Origin of the sequence: Mycobacterium aquaticum (assembly GCF_002086485.1) — a bacterium.
GTDB classification, from domain to species: domain Bacteria; phylum Actinomycetota; class Actinomycetes; order Mycobacteriales; family Mycobacteriaceae; genus Mycobacterium; species Mycobacterium aquaticum.
Window position 1 is genome coordinate 16,078 of sequence record NZ_MVHF01000051.1, and the last position, 13,182, is coordinate 29,259.

Below are 13,182 nucleotides of genomic sequence, written 5' to 3' on the forward strand. Positions count from 1 at the left end.
AGGGTTTGGCAACGATCCACATGATTGCGAAACCGTCTCATTTGGGTCACACCTGGGTGCTCAGTGTTGAGGCGCAGGCTGGTACTCGTTGGAGGTAGCCGGAATGGATGCGAAATTGCGCGTTGGTAACCGAGTTTGCGCGTGCCGACGGCTCCTTCGGCGGAGCTCTGATCATTGGCTCGGCGGGCCTGTACAACGTCGGTCCGGAGAGCGTTTCCGCAGCTAGCGGCAGCATCTGACGGCGTTGCGCAGGAGCCGAGCGTCATGCCTGGGTGCGTTCGGCGGGCACGGTCGAAAGTTCCGCGCGCCGATGTGGGTGCGGCTGTCGTCCTGATGCCGACCGCGGCGATCGAATTCGCAGAATTCGCCGCCGGTTTCTCAAATGCAATAGACAGGGAAATTTTCATGGCGGTTAATTTGATTGGTTTTGCGGTGTTCGCGAAAATTAACGTGATAAATGGCGAATTTGCACAGGGAGGTGCGGGGCTGGATGAATGCATAATCAGGATCGACATTTCCCTCACCTTTCCCTGTCGGATTGCCCGATCGGGCACCTGAGGTGATTTGCGAGATACAGGATGGCACACGTGTGCCGCGTCGGGCAATCGTTAAGACAGCAAATAAGAGGTGGACATGCAGCCTTGCCCCTTCGGGCGGCCGCTGGGCCTGAGATCCCACGTGTCAATAGTTCGCTCAACGGCCCGAATATGCTCAACCTCTTCCGCCGGCTCGTTGGTGGATACCCGCCCGGCGCGATCCGAAGCTAGGTCATCAATTTGAATCTGCACAGAAATCGCTGAAAAAGACCTGCGCAGATGGTGTGCCAGCGTCGGGGCCCCCGCTCCGCCTGGGCTGTGAGGGCTGCCGCGTGGAGGCGGTCGGCCCTCGTCGAAACGGTTCAGTTGCGGACTGCTGCCTGGTTGCGAGAACTTCAACGAGGCGTTCGTTGCATACGCAAATAGATACCGGTATTCAGTGGTCAGAGCGTCTGCCAGCGCACGCGTGAAGTGCGCCTTGTTTGGATGACTCCTGCCCTGCGGAGTATTGCTACCGATAGGTAAAGAGCCAGCTCTACAGCCTGGCCCACTGATCTTGAAAGGCCCGTCTTACAACCAGGTCTTTGCACGCGAAACGATCGGAATGTCGACGCTGTGTTTTCGCTTATATATAGCCTGCATAGCGTTGTATGTTGTTGCTCTCCGCGACATCGCGAACGGGGATCGTGACTGTCGCCGTTTGTTTCACATCGCTGACCCGAGGGTGAAATATGACAGCTTCAGTAAGGGGCGTATCTGAACGTCCAGCCGTGTACCGCGTCGTCGACCACATCGTCGACTACCTGGCAGCGGGCGGGGTGTCCCATATATTCGGTGTGGACGGCGCGAACATCGAAGATTTGTACGACGCCGCATACTTCCGTGACGGCATCACTGCGGTGCTCGCCAAGCATGAATTCTCCGCGGCGACCATGGCCGACGGGTACAGCCGCAGCGGTGCAGGTCTCGGCGTTGTCATGGCCACATCGGGCGGCGGCTGTCTGAATCTGATCCCCGGGCTCGGAGAATCGCTCGCCAGCCGGGTTCCGGTTCTGGCGCTCGTCGGCCAGGCGCCCACGGCGCTCGACGGCAGGGGCAGTTTCCAGGACACGAGTGGGCGCGCGGGTTCGCTGAACGCCGAGGCACTGTTCGGCGCGGTGTCGGTGAGCTGTGAACGGGTGCTGCGGCCCGCCGACATCGTCACCGCATTGCCGCGGGCCGTCGCCGCGGCTCGCACCGGCGGTCCTGCGGTCTTGCTTTTGCCCAAAGACATCCAGCAACAACCACTGGGTTTCAGTGGGCCCAAATCGCACAACGGCCAGGCATTGGGGCAGCGGCAGGTGGGGGATCCGCATCCGCTGGTCCGCGCGCTGCGCAAGGCGCACGGGCCGATCACGATCATCGCCGGCGAGCAGGTGGCCCGCGATGACGCGCGCGCCGAACTGGAGCAGCTGCGGTCCGTCCTGCGGGCACGCGTCGCGTGCGTACCCGACGCGAAAGACGTCGCGGGCACACCCGGTATGGGCTCGTCGTCGGCGCTGGGGGTCACCGGGGTGATCGGGCACCCGGGAACTGTCGAGGCGGTCGCGCAGAGTGCGGTGTGTCTGTTGGTCGGGACCCGGATGCCGGTGATGGCCCGGACCGGGCTGGACGCCGCGCTCGGTTCAACGCGCACGCTGTCGATCGGGTCGGCCCCGCCGTACCTGCCGTGCACCCACGTGCACACAGAAGATCTGCGGGCATCACTGAACCGGCTCACTCGTGCGCTCACCGGCCACGGCAGGCCGCTCGGTGTCCGGGTGCCGGATATGGTGCCGCACAACGAACTTGCCCCGCCATGGTGTTCCGACGAGGGCGTCCGCTACCGCGACGCGATGCTTGCGCTCGACCGGGCCTTACCGGACGGGGTGAACATCGTCGTCGATGCAGGCAACACCGGGGCCTCGGCGGTGCACTACCTGCCGGTGCGGCGCGGCGGGCGGTTCGTCGTCGCGCTGGGCATGGGCGGCATGGGCTACAGCTTCGGCGCGGGCATCGGCATGGCGTTCGCCAATCGCAAGCGCACGGTGATCATCGCCGGTGACGGATCCTTCTACATGCACGGGATGGAGTTGCACACCGCCATTCAGCACCGCCTGCCGGTGACCGTGGTGCTGTTCAACAACAACGCCCACGCCATGTGCGTCACCCGTGAGCAGCTCTACTACAACGATCTCTACAGCTACAACCGATTCTCGCCCAGTCGGCTCGGCGCCGGCCTGGCAGCGATGTTCCCGGGCCTGGCCTCGACAGATGTCACCGCCATCGACCGACTGCCCGCCGCGCTCGCCGACGCGTTGGGAACCGACGGCCCTTCGGTCGTCAGTATCGAATGCTCTGCGGACGAAATCCCGCCCTTCGCACCGTTTCTCACGGCGATCGGTACTTCCGCAGCCCAACACAGTCAATCAACAGAAGAGGAGGGCACGGTCAATGTCCCTGCCAGCGCTTGACGATATCGCCACCCATTCCGGCAGCTCCGATGCCATCCCCGGGGTCCACCGCATCGAGACGTCGCCGCGGGACAAGGCGACTCCGATCATCCTGGAGATGATGCACTCGGTGTATCCACACGACCAGGTGTTCGGTGAATACTGCACCGTCAACGACTACATCGACTGCCCGCCCGACGCACTGTACGAGTACCTCTCCGACACGCGCTGTCTCGAGGAGTGGACGTACAGTTTGCGCGGGTTCGAAGAGACCGATGAATCGGGCCTGTGGCTCGCGTGGGACAAACTGGGCTCGGAGACCGAGATCTACACCAGGACGGTGGCCAACCCAGAAGCCCGAACAGTCGACTACCACTGCGCGTGGGATCAGGGCAAGCACCTGTGGATGATCTATCTGATGCGGGTCGTCGACGCGCAACTGGTGCTCAACAAGCCCGGATCGGTTGTGCTGTGGACCAATTGCCATCATCCGTTCTACGACCACAACCCCTATCCGGAGACTGCGCCTGCAGGGCGGCCGGTATGGGTCGGTGACTTCTGGGACATGTTCGGCGCCGGTCATCTGCTGGAACTGCGGAATCTGAAGGCCATCGCCGAGTACCGGCATCACAACGGGTTGCCCATCACCCCGGATTGGATGCGGGAGTCCAGCCGGCACAAGACGAGTGTCGGCTGATGGTGAGAACCACGCGCGCCCCGGCCGTCAGCCTGCTCGACATCGCGACCTACCTACCGGAGAACCGCGTGCCGGCGCAGTGGTATGCCGATCACGCGGAAACCGATACGTTGCGCGACAATCCGATGTTCGCGCCGCCGGAGTACCGCCATCACTCGGCACTCGAGGAATCCAACGTCGACATGATCGAGCAGGCTGTTTCGGCACTCACGGCCAGGCACGGCCGGGGCATGCTCGATGACGTCGACATCCTGCTGACACATTCGCAGATGCCCGATCTGCCGATCGTCGGCGCCGGCGGTGAGACGGCCGCCCGGCTGGGCATCAAGCCCAAGTGGATCCTCGACGTGCACAACGGCGGGTGCGCCGCGTTTGTCTACATGCTCAGCCTGGCGCGTCAGCTGATGTGGTCCGGAGCGGGCCGTACCGCACTGATCGCTGCTTCGGTCAACGCCGCAGGCAAGATCTTCGAACAGGATCAGGTCGTCAAGCTCGCGCAGGCCTCGGTTCCGGGTGACGGGGCCGCGGTGGGCCTGGTCGCGCTCTCCGAGCAGTCCCCGGTGTTGGACATCGAATGCCGGTTCTTCGGCGAGAACGCCGTCGACATGACCCTCGACACCGATCCGCCGCGAAAGTGGTGGGAGGCCGGGCCGGGGCAGGGCTACGTCGGGTTCAACGAGGCCAAGATCATGAAGGTGCTCTCGCGCGGCAATCGCCAGGTGCCCCAGGTGGTCAAGGCGGTGTGCGAGCGGATCGGGGTGAAGTCCAACGACCTCGACCTGCTGGTCACCAACCAGCCCAATCGGCTGTTGCTGCGCAACTGGGATGAAGCACTTGAACTGCCACGCGAGCGGCATCGTGACACTTTCGGGCAGTGCGGCAATCTCTTCGCGGTCGGCATACCGGCCAACTTGGAGGCCGCGATCAACGACGGCGAGGTCAAGAGCGGCGACGTCGTGATGATGGCGGGCTTCGCCCACGCCGGGGATTTCGCAGGCGCTGCCGCCATTCAATGGGGCGGGAGGCCACAATGACATCTCCTACGGAGCAGGCGCCGAGTCTGACCGCGGTGACCGACGACATCATCGCGATGATCAGGGCCGAGATGCCGATTCCCGATCTGACGGCCGACTCCTCGCTGCTCGACGGCGGATTGGATTCGCTGCGGGTGATGTCGCTGGTCCTGCGGATCGAGAACCGCTGGGAGATCGACCTTGATGCCGATGACGCCGATGAGCTGCTGACCGTCGGAGACCTCGGTCGACTCGTGTTGCGCCGCATCACGGAGAAGCAGTCATGAAAGGCCCTGATGCCGTAGTCCCGAAACACGAGACACTCCCTGCCGCGCTCGCGGCCGCGGCGCACACCGATCTGAGCCTGTTCTTCGTCAACGCGAAAGAAGAGGACCAGGAGGTGCCCAAGGCGCTGGTCCACGAGCGGACCCTGTCGATCGCCGCGGACCTGATGAAACGCGGTGTGCGGAAAGGGGATCGGGTCGCGCTCGTGTTGCCGACCTGCCCCGCGTTCGTCGACTGCTTCTTCGGGGTGCTATGCGCGGGCGGTATTCCCGTGCCGCTGTACCCGCCGGTCCGCCTGGGCAAGATGGACGAATACCACCGCAGGACCACGGCGATGCTGCAGTCGGTCGACGCGGCGTTGGTGGTGACCGACGACCGTATCCGCCGGTTTCTCGGTGTCGCGGTCGAGGCCGCGGCGCCTCGGCTGGGCTGCGTGACCGCATCGGAGCTGGGAGGTGCGGACGCCGACCAGGTCGACGTGGCACCCGACGACGTCGCGTTGATCCAGTTCTCTTCTGGCACAACGCACGATCCCAAGCCTGTGGCGCTGACCCACCGCAACCTGTTGTCCAACCTCGCCTCGATCGACACCCGGCTCGCGGAGGAAGGCACCGCAACCCCGGTGGGCGTGTCCTGGCTACCGCTGTACCACGACATGGGTTTGATCGGGAATCTGCTGTCGGCGTTCTACATCGAGGCATCACTCGTGCTGCTTCCACCCGAGTTGTTCGTCACCACGCCTGCCGCCTGGCTGCGGGCCATCTCGCGCTATCGCGGTACCTACTCCGCGGCTCCCAATTTCGCATTCAACCTGTGCGTCAACCGGATCAAGGACGAAGAGCTCGACGGGGTGGACCTGTCGTCGTGGAGTGTGTGCTTCAACGGTGCGGAATCCGTCGTGGCCGCCGTGCAGCGCCGCTTCGCCGAGCGGTTCTCGCGCTGGGGCTTCGATCCGTTGGCGTTGACGCCCTGCTACGGGATGGCCGAGGCGTCACTGGCTCTGACGTTCAAGCCGCCCAGGACCACGTTCAGAACCTTCGGTGTGGAAGCCGACACCTTGGCCTACTCCGGACGGGTGGCACCAGGACGCAAAGAGCTCGTGAGCGTGGGCCGGCCGCTGGCCGGGGTCGAGATCGAGGTCCGTGACGACATGTCCCGGGCGATGGAGGCCGACAAGGTCGGCAGCATCTTCGTAAAGGGGCCGAGTGTGATGGCGGGGTACTTCGGCCGGCCCGATCTCACCGACCAAGCCTTGCACGACGGCTGGCTTGAGACCGGAGACCTCGGCTTCGTCCATGACGGCGAGCTGTTCGTGTGCGGGCGGGCCAAGGACACGGTGATCATCCGGGGCGCCAACCACGCCCCGCAGGATTTCGAGGCGGCACTGGACGGACTGCCGGGGGTGCGCACCGGCTGTGCGGTGGCGGTCGGCTATGTCCCGGCCGGCGAGGAGCAGGAAGCACTGGCTCTGCTGGTCGAGACCACCTCCGAGGCGCCACCCAGCCTTGCAGGCGACGTCTCGAAGCGGGTGTGGGAACGCACCGGCATCCTGGCCAGTCATGTCGAGCTGCTCGCGCCGGGAACACTGCCCAGGACATCGAGCGGGAAACTGCGCCGGCGGGAATCGGCCAGGCAGTGGCAGGCCGGAACCCTCACGGCGCCCAAGAAGGTGTCCGCCATGCGGTTGATGTGGTACGCGGCCAAGGGGCAGGTTTCCCTTGCCAAGGCCACCTATACCCGTCTGTCCGCAAACAAACGACCGGCCGATCGCGCTGTTGGCGCGGGTGGGAGGGAATCATGACTGTGGTCGCTGAATCACGGCCGTTGCCGCGCGTCACCAAACTCCCGCTGAACGCGGACATCGGCGCCTTACCCATGGCCGTGGACCCGATGGCGTTGTCGCTCAACGAGAATCCGTTCCCACCGCTGCCTGCGGTGCGGTCCGCGCTGATCGAATCGATCGACGCGGCCAACAGATATCCGGAGTTCCTGCCCGAGCGGTTGCGTCACCTCATCGCCGATCACATCGGGATCTCCGACGAGCAGGTCATCCTCGGGCCGGGCGCGACCGGCGTCATGCTGCAGGTGCTGCATGCCATCACCGACCCGGGCAACCGGATCGTCTTCGCGGACCCGACGTTCGAGGGCTACGCGATCATCTCGGCGATGGTCCGGATATCGCCGATCAAGGTGCCACTCAACAGTTTCGGCCGCCACGATCTGGATGCCATGGCCGACGCGGCAACGGAGGCCAAAGTTGTGGCGATCTGCCGGCCGCACAATCCCACGGGCACCGTGGAGTCCGTAGCGAAACTCGATGCCTTCCTGCAGCGGATCCCCAGTGACACCGTCGTGCTCATCGACGAGGCCTACGCGGAGTTCGTCGGCCCGGACCACCGCATCGACTCGGTGGATCTGGTGCGCAGGTTCCCGAATGTCGTTGTGATCCGCACCTTCTCCAAGGCCTACGGGCTCGCCGGCCTGCGCATCGGGTATGCCTTCGGGTCTCGCGAACTGGCCGCCAAACTGTGGGCGATGCAGCTGCCGTTCGGCATGAGCACCACCAGCCTGGTTGCGGTGGCCGCGTCGTATCGAGCGGAATCCCAGCTACGACAACGGATTCGGCTGCTCACCTCGGAACGGCGCAACCTGCAGTCGCGGCTGCGGGCGATGGGTATCGCCAGCACCGAGGCCCACGCCAACTTCATCTACCTTCCCGCGAACGGCACGCCGTGGCGCGACGTGTTCGATGACGCGGGCGTGCGCGTCAAGCATTACCCCGACGGTGGTGTGCGCGTCACCATCGGCGGACGGTCATCAACCGGGGCGGTCCTGACCGCACTGCGGAACAAGCTCTAGGAGGCCGCTGTGCGCGAACATCAGGTTGTCGTCATCGGTGCGGGACCCTCGGGTGTCGCCGCGGCTCTGAGCTTGAGCGACAGGGGTTTACGCCCGCTTTTGATCGACCGGGCCGACCATGTCGGGTCGTCCTGGAAGGGGCGGTACGACCGGCTGAAGCTCAACACCGGTCGGCAGACGTCGCACATGCCCAACCGGCCGTTCCCCAAGGGCACGGCGATCTTCCCGACCCGCGATCAAGTCGTCGCGCACCTGGACCATCACGCGCACGAGGACGGCGTCGACCTGATGCTCAGCACGTGTGTGGCCAGGATCGACAGGATCGCGGGCAACTGGGTGCTGGCCACCTCGTCGGGGGATATCAGTGCCCCGCAGATCGTCGTGGCCACCGGCTACGAGCACACGCCGAAGATCCCGGAATGGCCCGGCATGGATTCGTACCGGGGAACTGTGCTGCACTCGGCTACCTACCGAAACCCCAAGCTGTACATCGGGAAACGGGTGCTGGTGGTGGGGGCCGGGTCGTCGGCGATGGAGATCGTGCACGATGTCGCCACCGGGGGAGCGGCGCAGGCCTGGCTGGCTGTGCGCACCCCACCGCACATCCTGTTACGCGCGCTGCCCGGCGGATTCCCGTCGGACTACATCGCCAATCCGCTCTACGACGCGCCACTGTGGTTGGCTGATGCCGTCTCCCGGGTGGCGCTGCGGGTCGACGTAGGCGATCTGTCCGAATTCGGCCTACCCACACCGCGCGAAGGCGTGTTCGCCCGCGGCAAGCGACTCGGCCGGGCGCCGGTGATCGTCGACCGCGAGGTGATCCACGCCATCCGTGCCCGCCGCTTCGAGGTCGTGCCCACCATCGAATCCTTCAGTGAGGATGCGGTTCGGCTCATCGATGGGCAGCTTCTGCAACCCGACGTGGTGATCTGTGCGACCGGATACCACCGGGGCCTGGAACCGATGGTCGGCCATCTCGGCGTGTTGGACGAGCACGGGCTGCCGTGCGCGACCGGGCCGGTGGCTGCCGCACCCGGGTTGCGGTTCGTCGGCTTCCTGTCGCGACCCGGGCTCATCTCGTTCGTCGCCAAGCAGTCCGTACAGGTCGCCAAGGAGATCGCCGACGAACTCGACCGGGCACCGTCGCTCACGCCATGACGCGCGTCACCCGGCTCGCCATGGCGGCACCCCGGCGAGTCATCGCGGTCGCGCTGCTGGTGATGCTCGGCTGCGCGGTGTTCGGTGTCCCGGTGGCAAAGCACCTGTCCGGCGGGGGATTCCGGGACCCCGGTTCCGAATCATCGTGGGCCTCGGCCGTGTTGGCCGACACGTTCCACCAGCCCGACATGCAGTTCCTCGTCACGGTGAGCGACCCAAAGGGAATCGACAGTACCCGGGCCAGGGCAGTAGGAACCGATATCACCGCGCGGCTCAAGGAATCTCCCTACGTCGCCCATGTGGAATCACCGTGGAACACCGCGCCGCAGAACGCCGCCCAGTTCACCAGCACCGACGGCAAGACCGCATTGATCGTCGCAGGACTCAGCGGGGGCGAGACCAACGCGCCGACCTATGCCAAAGAACTGACCGACCAACTCGCCCACGACCGTGACGGTGTCACGGTGCGGGCGGGCGGCTCGGCAACCGTGTACGCACAGATCAACGAGCAGACCGAGAACGACCTGACGCTGATGGAGTCCATCGCGATACCCATGAGCTTCCTGGTGCTGGTCTGGGTGTTCGGTGGGCTGGTCGCGGCGGTGCTGCCACTGGCCGTCGGGGCGATGGCCATCTTCGGGGCCATGGCCGTGCTGCGGGCCATCACGTTCATCACCGACGTGTCGATCTTCGCGCTCAACCTCGCGGTCGCGATGGGGTTGGCGTTGGCCATCGACTACACGCTGCTGCTGTTGAGCAGATACCGCGACGAATTGGTCGACGGACATTCCCGCGACGACGCGTTGCTGCGGACCATGTCGACGGCCGGGCGCACGGTGATGTTCTCGGCGCTGATCGTCGGTCTGTCGATGCTGCCGATGGCGTTGTTCCCGATGTACTTCCTCAAATCGTTCGCCTACGCCGGCGTAGCGGTGGTGGCCTTCGCGGCGTGCGCGGCCCTCGTCGTCACACCCGCGGCCATCGCGCTGCTCGGCGCCAGGCTGGACGCACTCGATGTCCGCCGGCTGGTGCGGCGGATCCTTAGGCGGCCCGATCCCGTGCCCCTGCCCGTCGAGCAGATGTTCTGGTACCGCAGCACCAAGGCGATCATTCGCCGGGCGGTGCCCGTCGGTCTCGTCGTCACCGCGCTGCTGTTGGCGCTCGGCGCACCGTTCCTCGGGGTGCGGTGGGGTTTCCCCGACGACCGCGTACTGCCCACGTCGACCACGGCCCGTCAGGTGGGAGACCAGCTAAGGACCGACTTCGCCACCGATTCGGCCAACAACATCAGCGTCGTGGTGCCGCATGTCACCGGTGTCAGCCCCGCCGAACTTGGCCGCTATGCCTCCGCGCTGTCCTCCGTCGCCGATGTGTCCTGGGTCTCGTCGCCCGTCGGGACGTTCAAGGGTGGCCATCAGGTGGGTCCCGGCGCCGAGGGCACTACGACCGACGGGACGACCTATCTGACCGTGGCCAGCACGGCGCCACTGTTCTCCGACGCCTCCACCACCCAACTCGATCGGCTCCACGCGGTGCCGGGGCCGGGTGGCCGCGGTGCCTTGTTGACCGGCACCGCTGCGATCAACCGGGACATCGTCGCTGCGGTCACCTCGGGGCTGCCGAAGGTGCTGGCCCTCATCGCGGTGACGAGCTTTGTGCTGTTGTTCCTCCTGACCGGCAGTGTCGTGCTGCCGCTCAAGACATTGGTGCTCAACGTGCTGTCCCTCACGGCCGCGTTCGGTGCGCTGGTGTGGATCTTCCAGGACGGCCATCTCGGCGCGCTGGGAACCACGGCCACCGGGACCCTGGCCGCCAACATGCCCGTCCTGCTGTTCTGCATCACCTTCGGGCTGTCCATGGACTACGAGGTGTTCCTCATCTCGCGGATTCGGGAGTACTGGCTGGCCTCCGGTCATCCGGACGGCGGGCAAGCCCTGGAATCCGCACGGGTGCGTACCGACGAGGCCGTTGCCAAGGGACTGGCCCATACGGGGCGTGTGATCACCGCCGCAGCGGTCATCATGTCGATCTCCTTCGCTGCCCTGATGGCCGCGCAAGTCTCGTTCATGCGGATGTTCGGTGTCGGGCTCACCATTGCCGTATTGATGGACGCGACGCTCGTCCGGCTGATACTGGTACCGGCGTTCATGCATGTCATGGGCGGGGTGAACTGGTGGGCGCCGGGCCCGTTGGTTCGGCTGCACCAGCGCATCGGCATCAGTGAGGAGGGCGGTGGCAGCTCTGCGAAAGGGCGCCACCGGGCTGAGGACTCCGACCGGCCGGCCGAGCCGGTGCAGGCTTGATCCGCACGTTGACCGCGGGTCGACCCGGAACTGAGGCGTCGCAACGTTAAACTTGCCCGGATGTTCGCCAAGTGTGGGTTGCCCGGCCTGTGGTGGCCGCGCACACAGCGCTTGCGTGAGGAGCCGAAGTGACCGACGGCGACGGACACGACCCACTACCTGAGCTGGGCCTGACCGGACGGCCGTCGCGCACCATTCCCGAGCCACTGCCCCGCACCAGCCACGGTCCGGCCAAGGTCATCGCGATGTGTAACCAGAAGGGCGGCGTCGGCAAGACCACCTCGACCATCAACCTGGGCGCCAGCCTGGCCGAATACGGCCGCCGGGTCCTGCTGGTGGATCTCGACCCGCAGGGCGCGCTGTCGGCGGGCCTGGGCGTGCCGCACTACGAACTCGACCACACCGTGCACAACCTGCTGGTCGAGCCGCGCGTATCCATCGACCAGGTGCTCATCAAAACCCGGGTCAGCGGCCTCGACCTGGTCCCCAGCAACATCGACCTGTCGGCCGCCGAGATCCAGCTCGTCAACGAGGTGGGCCGCGAGCAGTCGCTGGCGCGGGCGCTGTATCCGGTACTGGACCGCTACGACTATGTGCTCATCGACTGCCAGCCGTCGCTGGGTTTGCTCACCGTCAACGGCCTGGCCTGTGCGGATGGTGTGATCATCCCCACCGAATGCGAGTACTTCTCGCTGCGCGGTCTGGCGCTGCTCACCGACACCGTGGACAAGGTGCACGACCGCCTCAACCCCCGGCTGCGGATCAGCGGGATCCTCGTCACCCGGTATGACCCCCGCACAGTCAACGCCCGCGAGGTGATGGCCCGTGTGGTCGAGCGATTCGGCGACTTGGTATTCGACACCGTCATCACCCGCACAGTCCGATTCCCCGAGACCAGCGTTGCCGGCGAGCCGATCACCACGTGGGCACCGAAGTCCGGCGGCGCACAGGCGTATCGATCGCTGGCCGCCGAAGTCATTCATCGGTTCGGCGTGTGAAGGATGTCGAGAGCACCGAGGTAACCGATGCCGCCGCGGCCGTGGCACCGGCCGACGCTTCGGGCGAGAGCCAGCCGAGCCGGTTCCAGGTCCGGCTGAACAACTTCGAGGGCCCGTTCGACCTGCTGCTGCAACTGATCTTCGCTCACCGCCTCGACGTCACCGAAGTGGCGTTGCACCAGGTGACCGACGATTTCATCGCCTATACCAAGGAGATCGGCGCGCGCCTCGAGCTCGACGAGACCACCGCCTTCCTCGTGATCGCGGCCACACTGCTGGACCTCAAGGCAGCTCGCCTGCTGCCGGCCGGTGAGGTGCACGACGAAGAGGATCTGGCCCTGCTCGAGGTCCGGGATCTGCTGTTCGCCCGGTTGCTGCAATACCGGGCGTTCAAGCATGTCGCCGAGATGTTCGCCGAACTCGAGGCGGCCGCGCTGCGCAGCTACCCACGTGCGGTGTCGCTGGAAGACCGGTATTCGGACCTGCTGCCCGAGGTGATGCTCGGAGTGGACGCCGAGAAGTTCGCCACCATCGCAGCCGCCGCGTTCACCCCGCGTCCGGTGCCCACGGTCGGCACCGACCATATCCACGCGCCCAAGGTGTCGGTGCCCGAACAGGCGCATCGTCTTTTGGACCTGCTCGAACAGCGCGGGATCGGCGAGTGGGCCACCTTCACCGAGCTGGTGGCGGATTGTTCGGCGGGCATCGAGATCGTCGGACGGTTCCTGGCGCTGCTCGAGCTGTTCCGGGCCAGGGCGGTAGCATTCGAGCAATCAGAACCGCTTGGTGTGCTCCAGGTTTCGTGGACCGGGGATCGGCCGACCAGCGAACACCTGGCAACCGCTGACGCGGAAGAATAGAG

General features: G+C 65.5%; 11 protein-coding genes. All 11 read left to right on the forward strand.

Annotated elements, in window-relative coordinates; translation table 11 throughout:
* Positions 1-312 precede the first annotated feature (312 nt).
* The 11 genes from BST13_RS32300 to BST13_RS32350 all read left to right on the forward strand — a co-directional run bounded on the left by BST13_RS32300 (position 313) and on the right by BST13_RS32350 (position 13,180).
* Positions 313-558: a hypothetical protein gene (locus BST13_RS32300; protein WP_083169410.1), complete on the forward strand. Its 246-nt coding sequence runs from the start codon at positions 313-315 to the stop codon at positions 556-558.
* Between the two features lie 709 nt (positions 559-1,267).
* Positions 1,268-3,028: a thiamine pyrophosphate-binding protein gene (locus tag BST13_RS32305; RefSeq protein ID WP_083169412.1), complete on the forward strand. Its 1,761-nt coding sequence runs from the start codon at positions 1,268-1,270 to the stop codon at positions 3,026-3,028.
* Positions 3,009-3,704, forward strand: coding sequence for an SRPBCC family protein (locus BST13_RS32310; RefSeq protein ID WP_083169414.1), 696 nt, complete (start codon positions 3,009-3,011; stop codon positions 3,702-3,704). The genes BST13_RS32305 and BST13_RS32310 overlap by 20 nt, the downstream gene beginning before the upstream one ends.
* Positions 3,704-4,738 (forward strand): 3-oxoacyl-ACP synthase III family protein, encoded by a 1,035-nt coding sequence (locus tag BST13_RS32315; RefSeq protein WP_083169416.1) that lies wholly within the window; start codon positions 3,704-3,706, stop codon positions 4,736-4,738. Before BST13_RS32310 ends, BST13_RS32315 begins: the two co-directional genes overlap by 1 nt.
* Positions 4,735-5,004 carry an acyl carrier protein gene (locus BST13_RS32320; protein WP_083169418.1) on the forward strand — a complete coding sequence of 90 codons (270 nt, stop codon included), beginning with the start codon at positions 4,735-4,737 and terminating at the stop codon, positions 5,002-5,004. The genes BST13_RS32315 and BST13_RS32320 overlap by 4 nt, the downstream gene beginning before the upstream one ends.
* A complete protein-coding gene (locus tag BST13_RS32325) occupies positions 5,001-6,803 on the forward strand; it encodes a fatty acyl-AMP ligase (protein ID WP_083169420.1) in 1,803 nt (600 codons plus the stop codon). Before BST13_RS32320 ends, BST13_RS32325 begins: the two co-directional genes overlap by 4 nt.
* A complete protein-coding gene (locus BST13_RS32330) occupies positions 6,800-7,861 on the forward strand; it encodes a pyridoxal phosphate-dependent aminotransferase (protein ID WP_083169422.1) in 1,062 nt (353 codons plus the stop codon). The genes BST13_RS32325 and BST13_RS32330 overlap by 4 nt, the downstream gene beginning before the upstream one ends.
* A 9-nt stretch (positions 7,862-7,870) precedes the next feature.
* Complete coding sequence (locus BST13_RS32335) at positions 7,871-9,019, forward strand: flavin-containing monooxygenase (protein WP_083169424.1); 1,149 nt, start codon at positions 7,871-7,873, stop codon at positions 9,017-9,019.
* Positions 9,016-11,322, forward strand: coding sequence for an MMPL family transporter (locus tag BST13_RS32340; RefSeq protein ID WP_083169426.1), 2,307 nt, complete (start codon positions 9,016-9,018; stop codon positions 11,320-11,322). Before BST13_RS32335 ends, BST13_RS32340 begins: the two co-directional genes overlap by 4 nt.
* 128 nt (positions 11,323-11,450) lie before the next feature.
* Positions 11,451-12,320, forward strand: coding sequence for a ParA family protein (locus BST13_RS32345; protein WP_083169428.1), 870 nt, complete (start codon positions 11,451-11,453; stop codon positions 12,318-12,320).
* A gap of 41 nt (positions 12,321-12,361) precedes the next feature.
* Positions 12,362-13,180: a segregation/condensation protein A gene (locus tag BST13_RS32350; RefSeq protein WP_170064365.1), complete on the forward strand. Its 819-nt coding sequence runs from the start codon at positions 12,362-12,364 to the stop codon at positions 13,178-13,180.
* Positions 13,181-13,182 lie beyond the last annotated feature (2 nt).